The following is a 25386-nucleotide window of genomic DNA, read 5'->3' on the forward strand; positions in this document are numbered from 1 at the left end:
TTTATCATCCCTTCATAAATACACTAGTTACCTTTTATTGCTTAACTAATGTTGCGACGAAAAAACCATCAGAGCCAAAATCATCTGGATAGATGTGTAACATACCACGTTCATCTAACACATCTAAGTCTAATGATGTCTGTGTCGGCACTAACTTAAAATCATTATGATCCGCCAAAAATGCGTCGATAACATCTTCATTTTCAGGCTTTAATATGGTACATGTACCATAAACTAGTCGACCACCTTTTTTTAGTTTACTTGCCACGGCATCCAAAATAGCTTTTTGAATTTTTTGTAATTGATAACTATCATCAAGTGACTTTTCGTAACGAATTTCAGGCTTGCGTCTCAATAATCCAAAACCTGAACATGGTGCGTCCACTAAAATACGATCAAAGGTTTCATCCGCAAATTTTTCATCTACTTTTCGTGCATCTAAAACTTGTGTTTCAATACGATCAGCAACATGTAGTCGCAAAGCATTTTCTTTAATTAATTTAGCTTTATGCTCATGAATATCTAAAGCTGTTACCTTACCACCTTGGGTTGCATCTAAATATGTTGCTATTTGCGTTGTTTTACCACCCGGTGCAGCTGCTGCATCTAATACATAATCAGTTGGTGTCACTGCCAAACTTGGCACCATCAGCATGGCCGATTCATCTTGCAATGTTAATAATCCATCTTTAAACAATTGTGAACTTGCAACGTGTCCACCTGAAACCAATAATGCATCAGGCGTTACCTGCGATGGTTCAACATTAAAACCTGCTGCTTCCAACAGATCGGTAACCTCAGAAATTGTGGTAACGGCATGGTTAACCCGAACTGATTGTGCCGGTGATTCGTTAATTGCACTGGCAATGGCGACTGTTTTTTCCCATCCCAATTGATCTTGTAATGTTTGAATCAGCCACAATGGCAATGATGCTTGTATAGATAATTGTTCAACCGGATCATCAATGCTTTTAATGTCTGGTAGGCCTTGCCGTTGAACAGCATGTAAAACACCCGTAACAAACTTACGAATACCATCATGTCCTCGCCGCTTTGCGATGTTAATAGCCTCATCAAAAATAGCATGGTCTGGAATTTTATCTAAATATTGCATTTGGTATAAAGAAATAAACAATAATTCACGTACCCATGGGTTCAACTTCTGTGGTCGTTTAACAAAAGGTGTCAACCAATATTCGAGTGTTAGCCGGTGTTGAATCACACCGTAAACCATTGTTGTCATTAAATGAACATTTTTTTCTGATAAATTAGCTTGTTTAATAACACTATTTAATTGCAAATTAGAATATGCACCATTGTTAACTTTTTCTAGTACACGCACAGCTAATGCACGCGAATTAGTTTGCTCCCAATTCGCAATTTTTTGATTCGTTTTATTACTCATGTGTAATTACTTGATCTCCTTGTGCAAATTTAGCATGACCATTTAAATAGGCTGTAATTGCCATTTTAGGTTTTCCAGCTGGTTGCAGCTCATCAATAGCAATTACCTTACCATCTCCTGTAGCTAACCATAAATCATGCTTACCTTTTTTTACCACCGTTCCTGGTAAAGCAGTTGTCGTTTCATCAACCAAATGTGTTTGATGAATTTTTGTCCGCACGCCATTAATCGTCGTATGTGCAATTGGGAACGGGTTTAATCCTCGAACATGATTGTGAATCATTTGGGCTGATTTTGTAAAATCTAATATTTCTTCTTCCGGCTTAATATTTGGTGAAAATGTGACTTCATCTGGATCTTGTGCAACTGGTTTAATTCTACCAGCAATCAAATCAGGCAAAGTCTCTAATAGTAAGTCACGACCCAAATCACTTAATTTATCAAATAAAATACCTGTATTATCAGTTGATAAAATTGGTAACTCTTTTTGTGCAATAATGTCACCAGCATCCATGGCTTTAACCATATACATAATTGTGACACCTGTTTTATCGTCACCATTTAAAACAGCATAATGGATTGGTGCACCCCCACGATACTTTGGCAACAGCGATGCATGTACGTTAATTGCTGCAATCTGAGCCGCATCTAATAGTTTTGTTGGCAAAAATTGTCCATATGCTGCTGTAATAATTAAGTCTGGGGCTAAATCAATAATTTGCTGCATTTCATTTGAACCAGATAATTTATTAGGTTGCAAAACAGGAATACCTGCTTTAACAGCAACTTCTTTAACAGGTGTAGGTGTTAAAATATGCTTACGTCCAACTGGACGATCTGGTTGCGTTAAAACTGCCTGTACATCATAATCTGGATTGTCGACTAGGCTTTTTAAAATTGGGACTGAAAAATTAGGGGTCCCCATGAAAACGATACTTGTCATTTTTTAACTCCTCTATTTATATGTATGATAATACCATTTAATTAATGGTTATTATCTAAATGCCTTTAAATAAAATTAGTTGGTTCACGATCAATCATAATTGTGACACCTTGTCGTTGCAATTGTTGTCCTTTATGCATTAATTCTGTTAATGCTTGCATTAAATGTTGATCAAACCGATATTTGATAACCACACGATAATAGTATTTGTTTTTTATACGTGAAATCGTACTAGGTGCAGGGCCTAACATAATCGTGTCTTTTTCTACAATATTTTTTAACCAGTTAGTTGTTTCAAATGCAAACTTAGCTGCTTGATCAACTTGTTCATGCGCAAATTTAATTTGGACCGTAAAATAGTATGGCGTGTAGTGCCAAGCATGCCGGAGTGCCATTTCTTGATGATAAAAGCCCTCATAATCTTGATTTTTGGCTAACTGAATAGCATAATGCTCTGGATTAAAGGTCTGCAAAATGACATTACCCGGTTTTTGTGCACGACCTGCACGACCTGAAACTTGTGTTAATAACTGAAAGGTTCGTTCAGAAGCTCTAAAATCTGGTAAAGTCAAAGTGGTATCGGCATTTAAAATTCCTACTAACGTGACGTTTGGAAAATCCAATCCCTTTGCAATCATTTGTGTTCCCAAAAGAATATCAGCTTCCTGATTACCAAATGCTGTCAACATTTTATCAACGGCCCCTTTTTTACGAGTGGTATCAACATCCATTCTTAATACACGAGCTTGCGGTAATACTTCTTTTAAATGTTCAACAACTTTTTGTGTACCTGTTCCAAATTGTCGAATTCGTTTAGAACCACAAATTTTACATTGATGTGGTATTAATTCATTATAACCACAATAATGGCAAATCAAGCGACCAACATCTTTATGAACCGTTAAAGCAACATCACAATTGACACATCTGGGTGTGTACCCACAATCACGACAAATAATAAAATTAGCATAACCACGTCGATTTAACATTAATACAATTTGTTCTTGTTGATCTAATTTTTCCTGCATACTATCTAATAATTGTGGCGAAAAAACATCGTCGTTATTATATTTTATAGACTCTCGCATATCAACAATCTCAGTAGTTGGTAATACACTCTGTGTCGCTCTCTTGGTTAATGATAAAAGCTGATACACCCCTTTTTGTGCTCGTGCACGACTTTCCAGTGATGGCGTTGCAGATCCTAATAACAGGGTTGCACCATAATATTCGACACGCCACTGTGCAACGTCACGCGCATGATACCGTGGATTATCATCTTGCTTATATGAAGCTTCGTGCTCCTCATCAATGATGATTAATCCAATATTGATCAACGGTGCAAAAATTGCTGATCGTGCACCAACAACCACATGCACTTCACCACGTTGGACTCGTCGCCATTCATCATAACGTTCCCCATCTGATAGCCCAGAATGCATCACTGCCACATCGTCACCAAACCGACTTTTCACACGACGCACCATCTGAGGGGTCAATGTAATCTCTGGTACTAACATTAACGCTGTCTTACCCGCAGCTAGTGCTTTCGCAATAGATTGTAAATAAACTTCCGTTTTACCAGAACCAGTAACACCCTCCAACAAAAACGTTTGTGTTTTTGGTTGTACTATATTCGCTATTATTGCTGTATACGCCTGCTTTTGTTCATCATTTAATGGTAGTGGCTGACTAGGTTGCACCGGTGTCTGCAATTTTGGAATTCGATATGATTCCATTTGACGCTGTACCAACCATCCTTTATTTTCTGCTTGTTTAATAACAGCATAATCTAAATGGTGACGGTTAATAACATCTTTTACTGGAACAAATTTTTTAGGAGCCTGTAGTAAAAAGGTTAACATCCGTGATTGTTTTACTGCTGACGGCCTTAACCGTTCTAATTGATTTTTATAAAAATCGGCATCTTTAGTTGGTTTTAAAACATTTACCATCTTAACTTTAGCGCGATTCTTAACCAAATAACCAATTTCAATGATATGCTTTTTTTGTAGTTTTAGTAATTGCGGTAGTAGTTCGCTATCAACATTGTCGCTATCAAATGGTATTTCACCTCGATCTGCAAATAATAACGCAATCTGTGGCCAGTCGCTTAATTGATCAGGCGCCAATAATCTTAGTACTTTACCGTACTTGGCCCGCATAACATTTGGCAACATCGTTTGTAAAACACTAATTTGAAAAGCAAAGTTATATTCTGCTAACCATGATGCTAATTGCAATAACTCATCGTTTAATACGGGGGTCATTTCAACTACTTGCATAATCTCTTTTAATTGTTCTGTTTGTTGGGCGTCTTCTTTAATACCAACAACAAATCCTTGTACTAAACGATTTCCTTTTCCAAAGGGAACAACAACACGCATACCACGCCTTAAAATTTCTAACATGGGTGCTGGTATACGATAAGTATATGGTCGATTAGTTTGCATCGTTGGCACATCAACAATTACTTGCGCATACATAAATAGTTCCCCCTTTTTTAAAAAAGTTTATTCAAAAGAATAATCACATACCCCATTCTACCAGAATTAAACCTATCGTGGCTTTTAAATACTCCAAAGAAAAAGCCAGAACTTTTCAGTTCTAGCTTTAATTGTTTGTTTAGTTTGCTTGTAATGTTTGCACATCGCGAGCAATCATTAACTCTTCATTCGTAGCAACCTTCAAAACCTTGGCTGTTGAATCTTCAGATGAAATGATCACCTCATCATCACGCAATTCATTTTTCTCAGCATCTAGTTTAATACCCATAAATGCCAACCGATCAATGATTGCTTCACGTACATTAGCAGCATTTTCACCAATACCTGCAGTAAACGTCAATGCATCAACACCACCCAATTCAACATAGTATTGACCAACATAACGAACAACACGGTCGATAAACATTTCAATTGCTAACGCTGCATGGTCATTTGTGTCTTCAACTTCTTCCAAATCACGCATATCTGAAGAAAGTGATGACACACCTAACAATCCTGACTTTTTATTCAAAATATTAAGCATTTCATCATTAGATAAACCTTCACGATTTTGAATGTAATAAACAAGAGAAGGATCAACATCCCCTGTACGAGTTGCCATCGCAACACCAGCTAATGGGGTGAAGCCCATTGATGTGTCGAAAGACTTACCATCTTTAATTGCTGTAATTGATGCCCCAGCACCTAGGTGCAAAGTAATAATTTTTAGATCTTCTAATTTCTTACCAAGGATGTCAGCCGTACGTTGTGCAACGTACTTGTGTGACGTTCCGTGAGCACCATACTTACGTGCACCATACTTTGTGTAATACTCATATGGCAAAGCGTAAAGGTAGTTCTTCTTTGGCATTGATTGGTGGAACGCCGTATCAAAAACAGCAACTGACAATGCGTTAGGCAACAACTTTTGGAATACACGAATTCCCAAAGCCTCTGAAGCGTTGTGCAAAGGTGCATAATCAGCCAAACGCTCAATTTTGTTTAGTACTTCGTCGTCAACAACAACCGACTTGTTAAACCACTCCCCACCTGCAACGATACGGTGACCCACACCAGTAATTTCTGAAAAGTCTGCAATAACTTCGTGTTCTTTCAATTGTGCAAGCAAAAGATTAATTGCAGCTTCGTGATCCGCAATATCTTGTACAACTTCAAATTTTTCTCCATTATACTTCAAAGTAAAGATTGAATCGTTCATTCCAATACGTTCTACTTGTCCCTTTGCAATCACCGTTTCTGCTGGCATTTCAAATAATTGAAATTTTAGTGATGATGATCCAGCGTTAATCGCCATTGTTTTAGCCATGTACACTTATCTCCTCTTTCCTGACGGAATTCATAATTATCTTATAATGAGTATATCATAAAATAGGCCAATTCGTTAAGCCTAAGATTAACATAAACCCTTGATACTAGTGCATGTACACGTGATTTGCTTTCATCCAATCTGTCAATTCTGTCACAAAGTTTTTATTTTCAGCTTTGTCAGATAATGTCGGTGCTTTAGCCAACATGACTGGTTTTGCTTGACGGGAATCCCCCCCTGAACGTTGCAATATCAAGATTACTTTACCCATTTTAGGGTCTTTGAATAGATTATTTGGTAGTTGAAGTAAAGCTTGGAAATAGACATCATCTGTTTGTATATAACGTAACAAAGATTTACTTTGATCACTTTCAAATAAGTTTGTAGGTACCGTCAAAATAACTAACCCACCCGGTTTTACAGCAGCCACGCTTTGTTCAATTAACAAATGGTGAACAAAAGTTAATCCTTTTTCAACCCGTGTTTCATATTTCTCTGGTGCTGTTTTTGGATAATAACCAACAGGCAAATCACCAACCACGATATCAGCATCATTTTGCATAGACATTGTGACACTATCAGCTAGTGTAATATCCCACTTTTCTTCTAGTAAGGCAGCAACGCCACTCGCAACCGTTAACATCGTGTCATCATTTTCGATACCAATAGCCTCAACACTAGTACCCTTGGCTTGTAATGATTGACTGACTGTGGCCATTAAATTACCGGTTCCCAATGCTAAATCCTTAAGTGTTACGTCTGTTTTTTGACCAATAAAAGCACTTGCAATTAAAGTCACCCACATACCAATAGCATCTGGTGTTACTTGATAATTAGCCTGTAAGCCATCTTGATGAATGGTCCCCACTAATAAAAATTGTAAAACTTGACGTTTGTCAGTTTTACTTAATGCTCCAAAATCAGCTGCCGTAACATCAGCTATAACACTTTGCTTTTGCTCATTAGTCAAGCCTTCAAATTCTTCATCAGTTTGACCAAGCATCATTTCAAACAAGATAATTAAAGCTTCAATTGATGCACCATCAATGAACTCTGTTATTTTTTTTTGCGCAGCTTGTAAGCTCTTTACGCTTTTTTCAATCGCTTCATACATGTTAATTACCTCATCTTTCATACAGAGACTAGTTTAGCTAGTTTCTAACGGACTGACAAGGTGCATTAGTTACTTATTTTGGGAACCTTTACAATTAGATATTTACTAACCCTTACATAATAAATTTTATCGTCTATCATAACGACTCGTGGCAATTTATTACTTTGCGACTCAACCTGCAATTTTTTTGTCCGCCGTACATAATTAACTGCCTCATATTTATGTGACCAATAAAGATATTCTCGATCTTGCATCATTTGATAATGCATTTGGCTTCCCATCCAGAGCATTGCTGCTCCAAGCAAACTAAAACTCAATATAACGATTTGACTGAGCATGAATCCCTTACGTCGTGTATTCATTAATATAAACTTCTTCCTTAAAAACTGCATCGTTAGTAAATATTAAGGTTATTTGGTATAAATGTGGCGCAATTTTTTTAAAACCAACATGTTTAACATGTCTTAAATACGACATAAATTTACCATTATAACGATATAAGCATAGACAATACCCTCTGACGCCTAATTGATAATGAGTATTAGTCTTGGTATTGAATATCGTTAAGTCATAATCGCTAATCTCTATGACACGGTAATGCATTGCATCAATTTCTAATCGTTTTACAAATTGATTCACTAATACCTTTTGTATATCAGTCTTTTGATGCTGTTTTACTTGTTGCAATCCTTGCGATGAAATAACCAAGACAAGTAAAATACTGCTGAAAATAAGCAATGAAATCATACACTCAACTAAGGTAAAACCTCGCCTTTTAACCATGCTTGTTGTTCCTGATAATATTTTTGTTTAATTTTAGCAATCCTTACTTCATTTTGACGATCTTGTTGTTGAACCATTTCAACAACCGTTAACAAAATTGTAACTACCCCCACAATAATCGTCATGCCAACCATTGCTTCTACTAATAAAAATCCTTTACGTTGTAAAACGATACGTACCACCTCCTAATTGAAAAATTAAACTAACATATTTTTTCGTTTTTACATTAAAAAATCTAATCGTACCAGCTGTCACATATGTTTTTTTCCAACGAATTTTAGTATAGTTATCTGCTCGCCAATTAGTGGGTAACGTAATTTCTTCATCCCCAATAAAAATGGTTTGTTGTCGACTTAATATATCAAATTCAGAAAAGTACCCAAGATTCGCTTGTTGTTGCATTAACAGATACTTTTCCTGAAATTCAGTTTTTACACACTGCCAGTCACGATCTTGCTTATCGGTCACTATTATAATAGGGATTGAAATTAACAGGCCGATCATTAGGACAACAATGGTTTCAACCAACGTAACCCCTTTGCGAATCATCCTACTTGCCTTGAACAACAACGCGATCTCCCTTAATTTCAAAATGTGCTCGTCCCATTTGCTGTACTTGTGCAGACGTTAAATAACCAGAATTCATTAATGTTGATAACGTTATATCCTGTCGTTCTGTATCATTATGGGCAATTCGATACATATTTACCTGATTTTGCAAAGTATTAAATAATACTGTTTGTTGCTTTTCTTCAGCCATTTTTCGAATATTAAATACGTTTAGGTAGATCAGCACTACTAATAATCCAACAATAAATAAAGTTGTTACAACTTCAATTAATGTAAATCCTTTCCGTGTACGGACACGACGTTGCATTTTAATCATTGGATAATACCTCCCATACTTTGATACATTGGTACAAGCGTTAAATAATACATGCCAATCACAACCACACCAATTATTGCAAAACAAATCGGTTGAATGAATGTCATATATTTTTGAATAAGTTCATCAAGTAATCGAAACTTACGTTGTGCTAATATTTGGAATTCTTCACCAACTTGATATTGTGGTTGCCCACGTGTAAACAGTAACGAACATTCTTTGGGTAATAATTCTAATTCCAAAATAAATTGGTCAATGGTGCGCCCATCACTTAATGCTCGCCATGCCTTATCACCGATATAAGCTGTTAATTGATACTGTCGTGCTTGTTGCGCTCGTTTAACAATTGTCGATAGTTCCACGCCACTAGTTAACAATAATCCAAGCTGCAAGCAAATATAATACTCAACACTAAGTTTAATCACTTTACCAACCAATGGTACTTTCATTAATAGTTTTAAACGTTTATACCATGATTGTTTTTTATAATAAAAAATGCCACTTACAATACTTACAGTCCAACCTATCACCCAATAATAAGGCTTTTTTATATCTAATAATTGTAAATTAACACCCAATTGTTGCAATTCTGGTAATAAAAATATCACGAATGCCGCTAACATAAATCCTAATAAAATTAATAACACAGCTGGATACAAAAGTACTTGTCGTAATTTACGATATTGCAATAAGCGATCACGTTCACGGTGCCCCAATGCTTGTAATAATTCTACTAAGCGCCCATGGACAGCTGCAAAGTCTAATTGCTGAATTAATTCTTGCCTGACATATGGGGTCATTACTTGTGAAAACGTTGCCCCTGCTCGCAATTCCACTAAAATTAAATGTATTTGTTGCTTTGGTATTTTTAACAATACTTGTACCATTTTTAACGCATTTTCTAAATCATAACCCACTGATAATAAATAACTTAAATTCTCAAAAAATTCCGCTTGCCTTTTGCGCTGCCACATGATTTTTTTCTTCATTTTTTAACTCCACCAATAAGTTATCAATTTTATCACCACTGGTAATTTCCAATTGTACATAAGACGATGTCGATTGATAAATCATTTTTTGATAACCCAAACCAACTAAAATTTGTTGTAAAATATCTGCTGAAATACCAAATGATCGCAATCGATACCAAATACCCGTAATTGACATAGCATGTACTGTACTTAAAATAAGGTGACCACTTAAAGCTGCTTGCGCAACAATTTGCGCCGTACTAGCATCTCGAATTTCACCAATAATCATGACATCTGGATGATGACGTAGCGCTAGTTTTAGTAATTGTTCGTAACTCATATTTGCCGCATTATTGACCTGAAGTTGTAAAAAATCTGGTGCAACCAATTCGACTGGATCTTCAATAGTTAAGACCATTTTATTTTTTAAATACTTTGAAGCAGCATGATACATCGTTGTGGTTTTACCAGAGCCCATTTGCCCTGCTAACAAAATCAAACCTTGCTGTCGTCTTAATAAATGACCTAATTCAGTCATCTGATCGGCAGGCAGCCATTGTAAAACAGCATCTTGCATATCGTAAATTAAGCGAATGACAACAGATTCACGATTTAAAAAATCCGCAACACTAGAAATTCGTAAATACAAGGACTGTTCATTTAATAAATACTGCCAACGTCCTAATTGCGGTCGACGAATTTCGCTAATATCCATACAAGCCGAAAATTTAATATGCCGAATGATAGCTTCACCACAATCAGTATTTAACTGACCAATATTTTTTAAACCATTTATTGCATAAGTTAATACCTGAAATCCTTCTTGATTTGGCAAAATATAAATGTCACTAACATGGTCACTTGCCGCTTGCTTCAATATGTCGTAAAACGTTTTTTTTATTTGCACAATTTTTTAACCTCCTAACATATACAATGACGTTAGTCTGATAAAAATGTCCAAAAAAAATTTCTCAAAAGTGCTTGTACACCTTTGAGAAATTCAAATAATATTTAATTTAGCGCCATTACAACGAAATTCAAAATAAACAATATTGAAACGAACCATAAGATAATGCTAATTTCATTGAACTTACGTCTAACACTCTTAATCAAAACAAAGAAGATGAATCCAGCAGCAATACCATACGAAATTGAATATGAAAATGCCATAAACGCTGCTGTAAAGAATGCAGGAATCGCAATTTCAATGTCATCCCAATCAATCAGCTTAAATTCATTCATCATCATAATCCCCACAACAACTAGGATAGGCGCGGTTGCAGCACTAGGAATAACGTTAACTAATGGGGCAGCAATAATTGAAAATAAGAATCCAATCGCAACGACAACTGCCGTTAGACCCGTACGTCCACCAGCTTTAATACCAATTGATGCTTCAATAAAGGTTGTCGTATTTGACGTTCCAAAAATACCTGCAAACATTGTTGCAAATGTATCTGCAACTAGTCCACGATCCATTTTTGATTTAAACCCTTTATTTTCATAGAATTCTTTTTGATCTGCTGGTGAAAAAATACCAGTTGAAATACCCGTACCAATAAACGTACCGATTGCATCAAACAAACCAGAAAGGCCCATTGAAAAGACTGTTAAAATGACGATTAAAATATCTTTTGGTGACGTAAACATTGACCATAATCCATGTGAGCCTAACGCTTGCCCAAAAATAGATCCAAAGTCATGGAAAGTTGTTGAAAATGCTGATAGACCACTGATGTGTGTATTCGTAACACCCATTGGTATACCGATTAAAGTTGTTACAAATACTGAAATCAAAAAGGCACCTGGCGCATTTGCAATTACTAACAAAACTAGTAATATCAAACCAATTAATGCTAGTAACACAGATGGATCAGTAAAAGAAGTTAATTGCGGTGTAGTTCCCCCATTAGCTGTTAAGGTCTCAACTACTTTAGCACCGCCACCGTCAAACGGTTTGTTATTTAAAGAAATGATATTTTGGCCATCAACTAAAAAGTTAATAAAGCCAGCATTTTTTAATCCAATATATGCAATATAAAGGCCAATTCCAGCTGCGATGGCATGCTTTAACTGCACTGGAATTGATTTAACAATCAAAGAACGTACTTTGGTTAACGTAATAATCACATCAACTAAACCAACTAAAAATACCATTCCCAATGCCTGTTGCCAAGTGTACCCTAACCCAAACACAATTGTATAGGTAAACATAGCTTGCATACCAATTGAAGGTGCTAGTGCGTAAGGTAAATTGGCAAATAACCCGGTAATTAAAGTCCCCGTTACAGCTGTTAAAATAGTTGCTAAAAACACGCCTTGACTAGGCATTCCCGTCAATGCAAGGACTGACGGATTTAAAAAGATAATATAAGCCATCGCAACAAAAGTCGTCATACCGGCAATGATTTCAGTACGTACATTTGTATTGTTTTCTGATAGCTTAAAGAAACGCTCCAACATAATAAGTTCTTCTCCCTAAAAAATCATGTCAACGTCATTTGAAAACATGACCCATCCAATAGAGAGTTTCATATCAAAACATGTCGCATATACACGATCATCCATTAATTCTCTTATGTTTAAGTCTGTGGCAAAACACGTTAACGACTTTATTCAAATAAAATTAACCATATCTCTAAATTAGAAAATAGTCAATTCTTTTCAAAAAAAAAACTTGTTTTAATAACAAGTTCTTTGTTGAATTATTCAGCTGTTGTATAAACGGCTTGAACATCTTCGTTTTCTTCAAGCTCAGAAACCAATCCTGCCAATGATTCTTGCTTATCTTCAGGCACTGCCATTGGATTTTGCGCAACCATTGTAACTTCATCGTTAACCAATACATAGCCCTTTTCTATTAGTGCATCACGTACTTCTGGAAAGGCCTTTGGCTCAGTATATATTTCAAATTGTTCATCAAATGTTTTCATATCATCTGCACCAGCATCTAACATATCTTCAAACAATTGATCTTCATCAATTTCAGTATCTTCATCACGCTCAATTTCAATGTAACCCTTACGATCAAATTGGAATGAAACTGATCCTGATGTTCCTAATTCACCACCAAAGTGCTTGAATGAAGCACGAACAGATGCAGCTGTACGGTTAGTATTATCCGTTAGAGCTTCAACTAAAACAGCAATACCAGCCGGTCCATAACCTTCATAAGTCAATTCTTGATAGTTAGCACCATCTGCACCAGAAGCTTTGTCCAAAGCACGTTGGATATTATCTTTTGGCATGTTAGCTGCTTTTGCTTTGTCAATAACCAAACGCAAACCTGAGTTTGAATCTGGATCAACACCGCCTGCTTTAGCTGCCGTGTACAAATCACGAGCTAACTTTTGGAAAATCTTACCACGCTTCGCATCTTGGGCGTTCTTACGTCCTTGGATGTTATGCCATTTACTATGTCCTGACATTTCAGAAACCCCTTTTCTATCGAAAATTTATCGTCTTATTTTACCATATAAATTAAGTGTTTGCCAGTTTTTCATTATTATTTGGCATAAAATCATATGGTGTTAATCCTTCTAAACCAATGTTTGGATCAATACTATTTTGTTCAATTATTGCCACCGTTAATACGGTATCCGTGGTCACCGGATTACTTGTCACGTCTTTATCTCGCAAATTAATTTCATCATGTTGCCTACCCACAGGCTCATTCACTTCTAAAATGTCTTGTTGTGAGCTTTTGACTGGTTGTGTATCATCTTTTTTCCCAGTCGCATATTGTAAAATACGCGCCTGTAAATTTGTATGCCGATCCACACCTAAAGTTACAACAGCTTCTTGATAGGCACTTAACTGGCCAATTAACACAAGTGACTCACTTGCGCGCGTTAGACCCGTATACAATAAATTACGTTGTAACATTCTAAAAAAAGCATCTACAAGCGGCATAATGACTAATTTATACTCAGTACCTTGTGATTTATGAATTGTTGTGGCGTAAGCTAAAGTAATGTTTTGCCAATTTTCACGCGTATAAATGACCTCACCTGTATCAAAATCAACGACCAATTTATCTTTTTTATCCGGGTTAGACTTATCCTTGGCTAATAAAACACTCGTAATATAACCAATATCACCATTAAAGACATTATTTTCTGGATCATTAGCTGTTTGCATCACTTTATCACCAACACGATAATTAAATGATTGCTTATCCTTTTTTATATTAATAGATTTTTTCTTGCTTGTTGCTGGATTAAAAATATTTTGAACAATTTCATTTAAGTGATTTACACCTGCTTGTGTCCGATACATTGGCGCCAAGATTTGCATGTCTGCAACTGAATTCCCCTTGTTTTTCCAGCTTTCAGCAATTTTTTCAACTAATTTTGGAACCGTATTAACATTAGCTGGGAAAAATGATCGATCAATTTGTTGCTCCGTAAAATCAGCTGGTAAACGTCCATTCTTGACTTCATTTGCCAACGAAATAATTGTAGATCCCTTCCCTTGACGATGGATAGTTTCTAATTCACGATAATTCAATAAACCACTCGCCAATAAGTCATAAAAAACGCGGCCCGGTCCCACAGACGGCAATTGGTCCTTATCTCCGACTAAAATAATTTGCATATCTGCTTGAACAGCTGATAACAATATTGCAAATAATTGCGTATCAACCATTGACATTTCATCAATAACTAATAAATTACCTGATATTTCTTCAATGTCAATATCATTAATATTAGCTTCACGTCCCGTAATACCTAATAAATGATGTATTGTAGTTGCCGCCATCCCAGTTGACTCTTGTAATCTTTTAGCAGCTCTACCTGTGGGCGCAGCTAAATGAATACTATCATCAATTTGATCAATTTTTAGGCCATCAGCTCGTAATAGCTTTTTCAAAGTTGCCACAACACCACTAATAATTGTAGTTTTCCCGGTTCCGGGACCACCCGTCAAAATAAATAATTGATTAGTTAACGCTGCAATAATAGCTTCTTTTTGTGTTGCATCATAAGTGAAATCGTTAGCAGCCTCTACCTCGCTTAATACGTCTACGACTTGTTTACGTGAATAAGTTGATTTACTTTGTTGTGTTAAATTAACTAAACGTTCAGCTATTTGATTTTCTGCTTCATATATTTCTTGGATGTAAAAATAACTGCCATCAACCACCACAATCCCCTCAGAGGTTAAAGTCAATAATGCTTTTTTTAGCAACTCATCTGTCACAATAGTTTGTTGCCCTTTATCTAACAACGCTTTCGCACTGCGCAATAATTCAGGTAACACCATATAAGTATCACCTGAATTAAAAGTTTTATTATTAATGGTCTCAATAACACCTGCTTTAATCCGACGCTCATCTAAAGGATCTATACCTTCTTGTAAAGCAAACTGATCGATGCGTTTGAATGATACACCGTCAATATCTCTAACCAACTGGTACGGATTATCTTTTAATATTTGCAGTGTACTCTTTTGGTATTTTTGGTATATAGCCATTGATAAAGTTGATCCGAAGCCAAAATCATTTAACGCGATAATCGCTCGTTCCATCCCATCAGCTTTAGTCAATTTATCAGTAATAACTTGTTGTAGGTCTTTTGAAATGTTTAGCTCATTTAATACATCAGCATTATCCAAAATTAATTCAATTGCGTTAACACCCAATTCGTCAACAATTTTAGTCGCTGTTGCTTTTCCAACTCCCGGGAAATTTTCACTAGATAAATATTTGACTAATCCTGAGGTCGTACTAGTTGCTTGTCGATGATAATTGTTAGCAATAAATTGTATACCGTAACGGGGGTGCTCTTTCAATTGACCAGTAAACTCATAACTAGATCCAATTTGAATATCCCCAAAGCTACCAGTAATTGTTATCTCATCATCATTGTATTCAAAATTTTTATCAGAAATTTCAAGTCGTAATACTTTATAAAACGAATCTGATGCTGAGAATAAAACTGTTTGTATTTGACCCGTTACTTGAGGAATTAAAACCATTTCATCTTCTAGCATATTATTCTGGCTTGATTCCATTCTTCTGGCTCCCTAACATAATTGTGATTAATTCATCTAACCGACTAGCATCTTGTTGATATTGTTTTGAATTAATCTGCTTAGCCTTCATTAACCATGGATTGTCTTTAGGCATCGTTACTTGTGTAATCAGTCCTAGGCCAAAGTTAGCAGCATAATTTTGTTCATCTAAATGCAATACTGATTCAAAAACTTTTTTGGCATTTGACAAGTCACCCAAACTCAACCAAATATTCCCCAATAAAACTTGGATTTTTATATCATGCGCATCTTGCTGCGCAGCAGTTAAGGCAAACACTAGTGCTTGTTTAAATTTATTTTGTGCATAAAAGCTTTGCGCTTGCATCACAATAGCATCATGTTGTAATTTTTCATCAGTAATTTTATCAAAAAAAGTCGCAGCTCGTGCGTAATCAGTTGCTGTATAATAAACGTTTCCAGTTGCATATAATAACGCTTGTTGTGCTTGATTATTATCTTTAAACAATGACAAACTTTTTAGTGCTAATTCTTCGGCTGTAACCAGTTCATCAGTAACTGTTAGTAAACTTATCAAATCAACATATGCCTGCCAATGATTTGGATTTTTAGAAATATCTTGAACTAAATCTTTTATATTTTTTTGTACCTTATCATCTACATTAGACATTTGCTTTCTCCATTTATTTAAATTGTATTTAACTCACTAGCTAACTCATCTAAATAACTTGTATCATTACGCAATAATTCCGTGAAATTTTGCCCGTCCGTTGTTTCTAAAATCGAGGTACTTGTATTTCCCAAGCCACCACGATCACGTAAATGCGCAAGTGGAATATTTAACAATCCACCCATTCCTGTCGTTAAAGCTGCCCCATGACTAAAGAAGATTAAATTAACATCTGGACCACCGTACATTGTAACCGCTTCTTGAACCGCCATTTTAAAGCGTGCTTGTACTTGTGGAAATGTTTCAGCCCCCGGTACTAAAGCTGCATCAAATTTTTCGGGATGATGGCGTGACGCTTCATACATATCGGCCCAGTTTTGTTTAACCTCAAGAAAGGTTTTACCTTCCCAAATACCAAAAGAAAACTCTTTTAAGCCTTCTTGTACAGTTAACGCTGGTTTGTGATCAAGATAAGCCAAAGTCTGTTCAGCTGTATCTACTGCGCGTTTAATCGGACTCGTAAAGGCATGTTTAAAATTGACATGCTGCAAATGTTGTCCTAATTTTGTAATTTGATCAGTTGATTCTGGTAATAATGGTGAATCGCCGCCGGATCCTTGAAAACGGCCTTCAGCATTCCAGACAGTCTTTCCGTGGCGGATAAAATATAATTTCGTCATGCAGTGATTCTCCAATCAAATTTTAGGTTATTACCTTCATTATAATCAAAAAAACGATTAGAAACAAAAGTTCTAATCGTTTTACTGTTAAAATTTTATTCTAATCCTTCTGTTAAAGCTTCTGGGAAATTCTCACGTACAATTTGTGCTTCATGAGCTGATAACATTGGGAAATCTTTATCTGTCCCCAAATCAGTGTGGTACATACGATCACGAGGTGATACCTCACCCACTGCATGATCAATCTTGACTTGGTATCCATTATAATTTTGTGCATCAGCTGGTGCATCAGCTACATTCTCTAAATGTAATTGTGACACAAGCAATAAGATACGAATATCTTGGTTTAATGATGCAACCATCTTAGATTGTTCATCAGTTAGGTACAATGTTAATGCAGCTTCAGCAGGCTTACCAATTAATTTAGCATTACGAGCTACTTCTAATGCCTTATTAGTTGCATCACGAAGTGTCATGAATGCATCCCAATTAGCAAATAACTTTGTATTATCGCCCAAATCTTCAACTTCAGGCATATCAGTTAGATATGCAAAATCTTCAGTTTCATATGGTAGATACTCAAAAATTTCTTCTGCTGTATGTGGCAAAATAGGCAAAATCAATTTATCCAAAGCCACTAAAATCTTGTACAAAACAGTTTGTAATGAACGACGGACGTGTCCCTTTGGTGCTTCAACATACAAAATATCCTTAGCAAAGTCCAAATAAAATGCTGATAAATCAACATTAATGAAGTTAATCAATAGCTTATGAATTGTTTGGAAGTCATATGCATCATAGGCTGCTTTAAATTCTTCAACCAATTTATTAAAGCGTGCATAGAAATATTGATCAACAGCTGTCATATCATCATAAACGACAGTATCTTCATTAGGATTAAAGTCTGCTGTATTTGCTAACAAGAAACGCATCGTGTTACGAATCTTTCGATAAGTTTCAGAAGTTTGAGCCAAAATATCCATTGATACACGCACATCAGCTGATGTATCAACTGACGTTACCCACAAACGAATAATTTCAGCACCCATTTGCTTAATCACTTCATTTGGTTCAATCGTATTACCAATTGACTTTGACATCTTTTCACCATTACCATCCAAAGCAAATCCTTGTGAAACAACTTGCTTGTATGGTGCTTTACCAGTAACTGCAACTGACGTAATAAGTGATGAGTTAAACCAACCACGATATTGGTCAGAACCTTCCAAAACTAATGTTTCAGGAAAATCTAGCTCTGGACGTGTTGCCATTACACCTTGGTGTGAAGTACCTGAATCAAACCAAACATCCATAATATCTGTTTCTTTGGTAAATTCGCCATTTGGAGAATGTTCATTTGTATAACCATCTGGCAACAATTCTTTTGCATCACGTTCAAACCAAACTGTTGAACCATGTTCTGCAACTAAATCAGCAACATGATCAATAATTTTTGGATCAATGATTGGCGTACCATCTTCAGCATAAAAAATTGGTAATGGCACACCCCAAACACGTTGACGAGAAATAACCCAATCACCACGATCACGAATCATATTGTAAAGGCGCTTCTTTCCCCATTCTGGTTTGAAAGTAACGTCATCCAAAGCATCTAAAATTTCTTGACGGAAACTATCAATTGAAGCAAACCATTGTGGTACAGCGCGGAAAATAACTGGCTTTTTTGTACGCCAATCAAATGGGTAGCTATGCGTAATTGGTTCGGATTTAACTAATGCATCGACATCACGTAATTTTTGCAAAGAAATTTCATTAGCATCTTCATAAAAAATACCTTCAAAGTCTGGCCCAGCCTCAGCTGTCAAATAGCCACGATCATCAACGTTCATAACTGGTTTAATGTCATAACGTTGACCTGTCATGAAGTCATCTTCACCAAATCCTGGTGCCGTATGTACCAATCCAGTTCCAGTATCATCAGTCACATAATCAGCCAAAACAACCAAAATATCACGATCCATATATGGATGCTTAGTGACCATATATTCAAGGTCCTTGCCTTCAAACGTAGCCAAAATATTTGGTTCTTCCCAACCAAACTTTTCAGCTAGTGAAGGCAACAATGATTCAGCAACTAAATACTTCTTTTCTGAATCAGCAAGTTGTACTTGTACATACTTAAAATCAGGATGCACAGCAAGTGCTTGTGATGCCGGCACCGTCCATGGTGTCGTTGTCCAAGCAATCATGTACGTATTTTCATCAAGTAAACCTTTACCATCTTTTACTTTTTCTGAAATAAAAGCAGATTCTGAAGTAACATCATGATACTCAATTTCAGCCATTGCCAAAGCAGATTCTGATGACCATGACCAAAAGACTGGTTTCTTGCCACGATAAATCAATTGACGCTTGGCCATGCTACCAAATACACGTAATTGTGCAGCTTCAAATTCTGGTTGTAGCGTTAAATAAGGATGATCCCAATCTGCCGAAACACCCAAACGTTTGAAATCGGCCATTTGTTTTTTAACTTGCTTGTGTGCAAATTCATCAGCCATTTTGCGCCAAATAACCGGACCAACCTTCTTACGATCCTTACCAGCCTTTGTTAATTGCTGCTCAATTGGTAAACCGTGAGTATCCCAACCAGGTACATATGGTGCGTAAAAGCCATTCATTGACTTATAACGCACAATAATATCCTTCGAAATCTTATTCATAGCGTGACCAATATGAATGTTCCCGTTTGCATATGGTGGGCCATCATGAAGCATAAATGACGGCTTCCCTTCATTCATCTTTTGGCGACGTTCATATACTTTATTTTCAAACCAAATATTTTCGCGTTGCAATTCTGTTTGTGGTAAATTACCACGCATTGGAAACTTAGTCTTACCAAGGTTTAATGTTTTCTTGATCTTCATAATTATTTCCTGTCCCTTCTTTGAGATACGTTTTTATAAATTATGACTGTAATAAAAACATCCCGCATTAGTTGCATAACTAATGCGGGACGTTTTTGTACGTGGTACCACCCGAATTCACAGTTTAAAACATCTAAACTGCCTCTTCAAAATATGTGTATTAATTTTCTGCTGATAAATATAATTCGTTACTATCTTAGGCTTTCACCGTACCCTAAGTCGCTAGTTAGAATAAATTATATCGTTTGGTCAGAAACTCTATGCTATCTATAATAGCTAATTACTTATCTTTATTCAAGAAATTTTCTGAATCTTCACTATCTTCTGGGAAAATAACGACTGTTTCAGTATCTTGATCGACTTGTGGTGTTTCTTCTTCAGTTTGTTGAGAAACCGCTGCTGCTGAAGGTTCTTGGTAGGCTGCAGGTGTTTGGAACGCATTCCACTCATCAGTTTGTACCATATCTAATTGTGCACGTAGCAAGCCCTCAATTTTAGCTTTAAAGGCACCCATTTCTTGGTCCAGACCTTCTTTTTCAGCAACCAATGATTCATTTTTAGTTTGTGAATCAGTTAATAGTGCATTAGCTTTTGCATTAGCTTCCATTACAATCTTTTGTGCTTCAGCTTGTGCTTGTTGCAAAGCAGCTTCTGCTTCTGCTTCAGTTTGCTTTTTCAAGCGATCAGCTGCTTCTTGTGCAATTAAAATTGATGAATTAACTGATTGTTTCATTTCTTCAACTTGCTTTGCATTTGCATCAGCTTCAGCTAATTGTGTCTTCAAAGTTTGATTCTCTTGTAGCAAAGAATCAAAATCATCCACAATCCGATCCAAAAAGTCAGTAACTTCTGTCTTGTCATACCACTTGTTACGACTCGTTGTAAATTCTTTTGCATGAATTTCCTGTGGGGTTAATGTCATGAGATGTCTCCAATCTATTTTTTAATTACTGCCATTGTTAAACGCCATTTATCTTTTTTCGTCAAACCATTAAGCTCATTAAGTTTTAATCGTCCATAATGCCTTACAGAAATTAAATCATTAACTGCTAAAATATAATCTGGTTTATTAATTGTTGCCCAATTTACCTTAACCAAATCATGTTCAATCATTTCTTTAGTATGGCTTCTAGAAATATTATACCCATTTGCGACAATACTATCTAGTCGTAACGAGCTAACAGTTGTATTAACCATAACCCAATCATCATTAATAACTGTCATATCATTTTCAGTAACTTTTTGAAAACGTACTTTTGTTTTACCAATGCGATCCAAGTGACTCAAAATAAATGTGCCCATTGCTTGCGTGGTACTAAAGTACCATGTCTCAGACTCACCTTTAATGATATCACCTATACTTTGCCGTGCAATACCATTATGCATCAATGTACCTAAAATTGTACTATGATGTAATACCGTGAATTTTTCTGGATATTTAATTTGAATTAACATCACCTCAAAATCAATTGCATTTGGTTCATAATAACTTGGGGCAATTAATAAACGCTTATTTTCTGCACTCGAATATCCGCCAGATTCAAATACTTTAATATCATCTTGCTGATTAACGAGTGTCGTTACAATATAAATTTCTCTTGGGTTTAAAAAATTCGTCAGAACTGGACGATACTCATCCAATACCTGACGAACCAAACCCTCCGCTACATTAAGAAACGTGGTTTCATTAGAGCGGAAATGTTGTGCTATATTATCAACCATAAATTTCTCTATATTATTGTTTGAGCAATAGCTTGCAATCCCATTTCAGCAGCTTGGAGTAAAAGCAATCCCACTAAAGGCGTGAAATCAAACATACCGACTGTTGGAATAAAACGACGCAACGGGTTTAACACTAATCCGGCAATTTTTCCTAGTAGTTGACCAAATGACGATTGTTGTGCCCCAGGTAACCAAGACATCAACACCCAAATCACAAGCACAAATTCTAATGCTCGAAGTAGCAAATTCAATAATCCAAGGATTGTTGCCATATTACCACCTATTAATTAAATTGTTGTCCAAGATTTTGAGAAATAGTGCCTGAAATCTCAAAATTATGTGGCGTTGCTAAAAAGATGCGCTCACCCACACGTTCAATCGTGCCATCAACTGCAAATGCTGTACCACCTAAATAATCTAAAATACGTTTACCAGTATTTTCATCAATTGATCCTAAATTGACAATGACTGCTTCACCACCAAGTAATTGGGTAGCAATCGTTTGCGCATCAGCATATGTACGTGGCTCATATAATGCAATCTTAGCCGGCTCACCTCTTGAACCGTCCATTTTAATAACATTTGCACGACGTTCATTTGTTGGACGAGTGGCATTGTTATTATTAGATTCAGTAAAATTAGATTTTTGCTCTTCTTGACTCTCTTCAGACTCTTCGTCCTCATAGTAGTAGTTATCTTCACCACCAAAAATATAATCTTTAAATTTAAATGCCATAACCGAACTCCTTACTTGTCGCCACGCTTCATCCAATTAAAGTAAGCTGGACGTTCAATTTCTTCATCAGCTGAACTTGATTGGGCTGGAGCCGGCTGTTGTGCAGGTTGTTGTTGCGTAGGTGCAGCTGATTGAACAGGTGCACTTTGTTGTGGTTGCACCTTATCTGTTGGTGTTCCCCAATCAGCAAATGGATCATTGTTAACCACTGGTTGTTGTGCCTGTGGTTGTTGCTTTGGTTGTTCCGGTGCTACTGATTGAAATGGACTAGCTTGTTGTGCTGAACCCAAATTAATTTCTGGACGTGGCGTTTCAGGTCGATCGATACCAGTTGCAATAACTGTCACAACAAGATCGCCTTCCATTTCCATATCAATAGTTGTACCAAAAATAATATCAACGTCAGTACCTGAAGCTTGTGCAATTGTTTCTGAAGCTTCTTGTGCTTCAAACAATGACATGTCTGCACCACCCTTAACAGATAGCAAGACATTTGTAGCACCTTCAATTTTTGCTTCTAACAATGGTGATGCAATTGCTTTACGCGTTGCTTCAGCAGCACGATTTTCACCAGATGCTGAACCAATTCCCATTAAGGCAGTTCCTTGGCCAGCCATTGCTGTCTTAACATCGGCAAAATCCAAGTTAATGATTCCAGGCTTTGTAATCAAATCTGAGATACCTGAAACACCTTGTAGCAAGACATCATCAACCATCTTAAAGGCTTCCATAATTGGCGCCTTCTTATCAACAATTTGCAACAAATTGTTGTTAGCAATAACGATTAATGTATCAACATTTTCTTTTAGCTTTGCTAGCCCTTCATTGGCTGACTTACCACGGCGAGGTCCTTCAAAAGAAAATGGACGAGTGACAACACCAATTGTCAATGCACCAGAATCTTTTGCAATCTTAGCAATCACAGGTGCTGCTCCAGTACCTGTTCCACCACCCATACCAGCAGTAACGAAGACCATATCGGCCCCTTGCAATGCTTCTGTTAGTTCTTGTTCGCTTTCCTTAGCGGCAGCTTCTCCAACTTCAGGACGCGCACCAGCACCCAATCCGCGAGTAGCTTTTGAACCGATTTGAATCTTATTTTCTGCTGAAGAACGCTCAAGAGCTTGTGCATCAGTGTTGGCAACGATAAATTCGACGCCTTCTACGCCATCAGTTACCATTTGGTTAACGGCATTACCACCACCACCACCAACTCCGATAACTTTAATTGTTGCACCATATTCTTGGTTCATGTCCATTTGAAAATCCATGTTGAACTCCTTTTTTATTAATTTATGAATTAGTCAAAGAAATCCTTAAAGAAAGTCTTGATTCGATTTTCCTTCTTAGGTTGTTCTTCATCAGTAAACTCAGTCGTTCCATCTACCTCATCTTCAGTTTGAATGTTGGCTTGTTGCACGACTTTTGGTTGTTGTTGCTTTTGTCTTAGTTTTTGCTTTGGCTTTTCAACTGTATTTTCATTTGCTAATTGTGGCATTTTATTTTGTTGTCCTAAAACAACTAATGGTAACCCATATAAAGCCTGTTTAACAATCAATTGAATAGGTGTTTGTTGCGCTGCATAATGGATTAATGCCCATGCACCAGCATAGCCTGGATGACGTAACCCAATATCATTAGGTGTAAACAATTTTGTTTGCACCTTATAGGTTGCATGAATTGCTTCAGGAATTCCCCGTAAAGCAGCACCACCACCAGTTACAATAACACCGCCAGGCATTTGAAAGGCACCGACCATGTCGAGCTTTTCACCAAGCTTACCTAATATTTGCATAACTCTTGCCTCAATAATTTGAGCAAGTAGCTGTTCTGAAATTTGTTCGGGCTCTTCAGCACTAATTTTCTTAATTACTAATTGATTGTCTTCTTGTGATAACTCCGAAATTGCAAAACCAGAATCGAGTTTTAACATATCCGCATCATGTAAGCCAAGTTCAAGAACAGCACTAATATCACGCGAAATATTATCACTTCCAGCTGGGAAAGAAGATAAGAATTTCAACTGATGTTCATGAACGACTGTTGCTGATGTTTGACCAGCTCCCATATCTAGTATGATGGTGCCAAATTCTTGCTGACCATCATCTAATAATGTCTTACTATATGCTAATGGTGCCAAAACAAAATCACGTAGTTTTAGACCAGCCTTGCTAATTGCAAGGCGCAAGTTCCCCATAACATTACGTGGTGCACTATATGCAATGCCATTCATCGTAAGACGCATTCCAACCATGTCATTGGGATCTTGAATACCATCAAAATCATCAACAACAAATTCAGTTGGTATTAACTCAACTACTTCACGATCTGCAGGTAATTGGATTTTCACTGCCTCTTGAACAGTATTAGCAACATCTTCATATGAAATATGTTGACTGTCCTTAACAGTTACAGTTCCCTTCACATGTTGAATTTGAATATTACTTGCAGGTAAACTTGCGACAACTTCAGTTATTGGTTGTTCAGTTTGTTCATTTATTTGTGCTACTGCTTGACGAATATCAGTTGCTGTTGCATCAATATCCACAACAACACCCTTCTTGACACCGTGTGAAACAGACCGACCAACCGCTACAATATTAGCTTGTTGATCTCTAACATCTGCTGCTAGCACTTTAATGGTGTTAGTCCCCACATCAAGACCAACAATTAATCCATGGTTGGCCATCTCAATTCCTCCTTTTGACTACCATACAAAATGTTCATTTTAATAAACAATTCTTTAAGAATAATACCATACTTTAGGGTCAATCTTCCAGA

24 protein-coding genes are annotated in these 25386 nt (G+C 36.5%); all 24 read right to left on the minus strand.

Features of this window, described 5'->3' with window-relative positions; translation table 11 throughout:
* Window positions 1-34: 34 nt before the first annotated feature.
* The 24 genes from rsmB to ftsA all read right to left on the minus strand — a co-directional run bounded on the left by rsmB (window position 35) and on the right by ftsA (window position 25294).
* On the minus strand, window positions 35-1405 hold the full coding sequence (gene rsmB, locus G7Y65_RS05740; RefSeq protein WP_042493356.1) for a 16S rRNA (cytosine(967)-C(5))-methyltransferase RsmB: 1371 nt from the start codon (window positions 1403-1405) through the stop codon (window positions 35-37).
* Window positions 1398-2348 (minus strand): methionyl-tRNA formyltransferase, encoded by a 951-nt coding sequence (gene fmt / locus G7Y65_RS05745; protein WP_042493353.1) that lies wholly within the window; start codon window positions 2346-2348, stop codon window positions 1398-1400. Before fmt ends, rsmB begins: the two co-directional genes overlap by 8 nt.
* Before the next feature lie 65 nt (window positions 2349-2413).
* Entirely contained in the window at window positions 2414-4834 is a 2421-nt protein-coding gene (gene priA / locus G7Y65_RS05750; RefSeq protein ID WP_165314728.1) for a primosomal protein N', read from the minus strand.
* A gap of 139 nt (window positions 4835-4973) precedes the next feature.
* On the minus strand, window positions 4974-6161 hold the full coding sequence (locus G7Y65_RS05755; RefSeq protein WP_042493351.1) for an acetate/propionate family kinase: 1188 nt from the start codon (window positions 6159-6161) through the stop codon (window positions 4974-4976).
* A gap of 106 nt (window positions 6162-6267) precedes the next feature.
* A complete protein-coding gene (locus G7Y65_RS05760; RefSeq protein WP_042493349.1) occupies window positions 6268-7275 on the minus strand; it encodes a class I SAM-dependent methyltransferase in 1008 nt (335 codons plus the stop codon).
* Window positions 7276-7340: 65 nt separating this feature from the next.
* Window positions 7341-7637, minus strand: coding sequence for a hypothetical protein (locus G7Y65_RS05765; RefSeq protein ID WP_137600650.1), 297 nt, complete (start codon window positions 7635-7637; stop codon window positions 7341-7343).
* Window positions 7621-8058, minus strand: a complete 438-nt coding sequence (locus G7Y65_RS05770; RefSeq protein WP_081839315.1) for a type II secretion system protein — start codon at window positions 8056-8058, stop codon at window positions 7621-7623. Before G7Y65_RS05770 ends, G7Y65_RS05765 begins: the two co-directional genes overlap by 17 nt.
* Window positions 8031-8183, minus strand: a complete 153-nt coding sequence (locus G7Y65_RS05775) for a hypothetical protein (protein WP_155982511.1) — start codon at window positions 8181-8183, stop codon at window positions 8031-8033. The genes G7Y65_RS05770 and G7Y65_RS05775 overlap by 28 nt, the downstream gene beginning before the upstream one ends.
* A gap of 31 nt (window positions 8184-8214) precedes the next feature.
* Window positions 8215-8586, minus strand: coding sequence for a hypothetical protein (locus G7Y65_RS05780; protein ID WP_137600652.1), 372 nt, complete (start codon window positions 8584-8586; stop codon window positions 8215-8217).
* 22 nt (window positions 8587-8608) lie between these two features.
* Window positions 8609-8944 carry a competence type IV pilus major pilin ComGC gene (locus G7Y65_RS05785; RefSeq protein ID WP_165314729.1) on the minus strand — a complete coding sequence of 112 codons (336 nt, stop codon included), beginning with the start codon at window positions 8942-8944 and terminating at the stop codon, window positions 8609-8611.
* Window positions 8941-9933: a type II secretion system F family protein gene (locus G7Y65_RS05790; protein WP_042493343.1), complete on the minus strand. Its 993-nt coding sequence runs from the start codon at window positions 9931-9933 to the stop codon at window positions 8941-8943. The genes G7Y65_RS05785 and G7Y65_RS05790 overlap by 4 nt, the downstream gene beginning before the upstream one ends.
* Window positions 9884-10822, minus strand: coding sequence for a competence type IV pilus ATPase ComGA (comGA, locus tag G7Y65_RS05795; RefSeq protein WP_042493342.1), 939 nt, complete (start codon window positions 10820-10822; stop codon window positions 9884-9886). The genes G7Y65_RS05790 and comGA overlap by 50 nt, the downstream gene beginning before the upstream one ends.
* 104 nt (window positions 10823-10926) lie before the next feature.
* Window positions 10927-12378, minus strand: coding sequence for an NCS2 family permease (locus G7Y65_RS05800; protein WP_165314730.1), 1452 nt, complete (start codon window positions 12376-12378; stop codon window positions 10927-10929).
* 242 nt (window positions 12379-12620) lie between these two features.
* The gene (locus G7Y65_RS05805; RefSeq protein ID WP_042493341.1) at window positions 12621-13343 is read right to left on the minus strand and encodes a YebC/PmpR family DNA-binding transcriptional regulator; all 723 of its coding nucleotides are present in this window, start codon (window positions 13341-13343) and stop codon (window positions 12621-12623) included.
* Window positions 13344-13395: 52 nt separating this feature from the next.
* The gene (gene recD2, locus G7Y65_RS05810) at window positions 13396-15930 is read right to left on the minus strand and encodes an SF1B family DNA helicase RecD2 (RefSeq protein ID WP_042493340.1); all 2535 of its coding nucleotides are present in this window, start codon (window positions 15928-15930) and stop codon (window positions 13396-13398) included.
* Window positions 15911-16579 carry a tetratricopeptide repeat protein gene (locus G7Y65_RS05815; RefSeq protein WP_042493337.1) on the minus strand — a complete coding sequence of 223 codons (669 nt, stop codon included), beginning with the start codon at window positions 16577-16579 and terminating at the stop codon, window positions 15911-15913. The genes recD2 and G7Y65_RS05815 overlap by 20 nt, the downstream gene beginning before the upstream one ends.
* Before the next feature lie 17 nt (window positions 16580-16596).
* Window positions 16597-17259: a histidine phosphatase family protein gene (locus tag G7Y65_RS05820; RefSeq protein ID WP_042493335.1), complete on the minus strand. Its 663-nt coding sequence runs from the start codon at window positions 17257-17259 to the stop codon at window positions 16597-16599.
* 95 nt (window positions 17260-17354) lie between these two features.
* Complete coding sequence (gene ileS / locus G7Y65_RS05825) at window positions 17355-20147, minus strand: isoleucine--tRNA ligase (protein ID WP_042493334.1); 2793 nt, start codon at window positions 20145-20147, stop codon at window positions 17355-17357.
* A 280-nt stretch (window positions 20148-20427) separates the two neighbouring features.
* Entirely contained in the window at window positions 20428-21069 is a 642-nt protein-coding gene (locus G7Y65_RS05830; protein ID WP_042493332.1) for a DivIVA domain-containing protein, read from the minus strand.
* 14 nt (window positions 21070-21083) lie between these two features.
* Window positions 21084-21869, minus strand: a complete 786-nt coding sequence (locus tag G7Y65_RS05835) for a YlmH family RNA-binding protein (RefSeq protein WP_042493331.1) — start codon at window positions 21867-21869, stop codon at window positions 21084-21086.
* An 8-nt stretch (window positions 21870-21877) separates the two neighbouring features.
* Window positions 21878-22141 (minus strand): YggT family protein, encoded by a 264-nt coding sequence (locus G7Y65_RS05840; protein WP_042493328.1) that lies wholly within the window; start codon window positions 22139-22141, stop codon window positions 21878-21880.
* 11 nt (window positions 22142-22152) lie between these two features.
* Entirely contained in the window at window positions 22153-22605 is a 453-nt protein-coding gene (locus tag G7Y65_RS05845; protein WP_042493326.1) for a cell division protein SepF, read from the minus strand.
* An 11-nt stretch (window positions 22606-22616) separates the two neighbouring features.
* Window positions 22617-23876 carry a cell division protein FtsZ gene (ftsZ, locus tag G7Y65_RS05850; RefSeq protein ID WP_042493324.1) on the minus strand — a complete coding sequence of 420 codons (1260 nt, stop codon included), beginning with the start codon at window positions 23874-23876 and terminating at the stop codon, window positions 22617-22619.
* A 29-nt stretch (window positions 23877-23905) separates the two neighbouring features.
* Window positions 23906-25294 (minus strand): cell division protein FtsA, encoded by a 1389-nt coding sequence (gene ftsA, locus G7Y65_RS05855; protein ID WP_042493323.1) that lies wholly within the window; start codon window positions 25292-25294, stop codon window positions 23906-23908.
* Between the last annotated feature and the right edge of the window lie 92 nt (window positions 25295-25386).

The sequence above is a fragment of the Weissella sagaensis genome (assembly GCF_010306265.1).
GTDB lineage: Bacteria > Bacillota > Bacilli > Lactobacillales > Lactobacillaceae > Weissella > Weissella sagaensis.

Bases quoted from the DNA above. Each gene is read 5' to 3' on its own strand.
- G7Y65_RS05775 (WP_155982511.1), bottom strand. From the start codon at position 8,183: ATGACGATTATTGTGGGGGTAGTTACAATTTTGTTAACGGTTGTTGAA.
- G7Y65_RS05755 (WP_042493351.1), bottom strand. From the start codon at position 6,161: ATGGCTAAAACAATGGCGATTAACGCTGGATCATCATCACTAAAATTT.
- G7Y65_RS05790 (WP_042493343.1), bottom strand. From the start codon at position 9,933: ATGAAGAAAAAAATCATGTGGCAGCGCAAAAGGCAAGCGGAATTTTTT.
- recD2 (WP_042493340.1), bottom strand. From the start codon at position 15,930: ATGGAATCAAGCCAGAATAATATGCTAGAAGATGAAATGGTTTTAATT.
- G7Y65_RS05760 (WP_042493349.1), bottom strand. From the start codon at position 7,275: ATGTATGAAGCGATTGAAAAAAGCGTAAAGAGCTTACAAGCTGCGCAA.
- G7Y65_RS05800 (WP_165314730.1), bottom strand. From the start codon at position 12,378: ATGTTGGAGCGTTTCTTTAAGCTATCAGAAAACAATACAAATGTACGT.
- G7Y65_RS05770 (WP_081839315.1), bottom strand. From the start codon at position 8,058: ATGGTTAAAAGGCGAGGTTTTACCTTAGTTGAGTGTATGATTTCATTG.
- G7Y65_RS05805 (WP_042493341.1), bottom strand. From the start codon at position 13,343: ATGTCAGGACATAGTAAATGGCATAACATCCAAGGACGTAAGAACGCC.
- rsmB (WP_042493356.1), bottom strand. From the start codon at position 1,405: ATGAGTAATAAAACGAATCAAAAAATTGCGAATTGGGAGCAAACTAAT.
- G7Y65_RS05830 (WP_042493332.1), bottom strand. From the start codon at position 21,069: ATGACATTAACCCCACAGGAAATTCATGCAAAAGAATTTACAACGAGT.
- G7Y65_RS05765 (WP_137600650.1), bottom strand. From the start codon at position 7,637: ATGAATACACGACGTAAGGGATTCATGCTCAGTCAAATCGTTATATTG.
- G7Y65_RS05835 (WP_042493331.1), bottom strand. From the start codon at position 21,869: ATGGTTGATAATATAGCACAACATTTCCGCTCTAATGAAACCACGTTT.
- ftsA (WP_042493323.1), bottom strand. From the start codon at position 25,294: ATGGCCAACCATGGATTAATTGTTGGTCTTGATGTGGGGACTAACACC.
- fmt (WP_042493353.1), bottom strand. From the start codon at position 2,348: ATGACAAGTATCGTTTTCATGGGGACCCCTAATTTTTCAGTCCCAATT.
- G7Y65_RS05820 (WP_042493335.1), bottom strand. From the start codon at position 17,259: ATGACGAAATTATATTTTATCCGCCACGGAAAGACTGTCTGGAATGCT.
- priA (WP_165314728.1), bottom strand. From the start codon at position 4,834: ATGTATGCGCAAGTAATTGTTGATGTGCCAACGATGCAAACTAATCGA.
- ftsZ (WP_042493324.1), bottom strand. From the start codon at position 23,876: ATGGATTTTCAAATGGACATGAACCAAGAATATGGTGCAACAATTAAA.
- ileS (WP_042493334.1), bottom strand. From the start codon at position 20,147: ATGAAGATCAAGAAAACATTAAACCTTGGTAAGACTAAGTTTCCAATG.
- G7Y65_RS05845 (WP_042493326.1), bottom strand. From the start codon at position 22,605: ATGGCATTTAAATTTAAAGATTATATTTTTGGTGGTGAAGATAACTAC.
- G7Y65_RS05785 (WP_165314729.1), bottom strand. From the start codon at position 8,944: ATGATTAAAATGCAACGTCGTGTCCGTACACGGAAAGGATTTACATTA.
- G7Y65_RS05815 (WP_042493337.1), bottom strand. From the start codon at position 16,579: ATGTCTAATGTAGATGATAAGGTACAAAAAAATATAAAAGATTTAGTT.
- G7Y65_RS05840 (WP_042493328.1), bottom strand. From the start codon at position 22,141: ATGGCAACAATCCTTGGATTATTGAATTTGCTACTTCGAGCATTAGAA.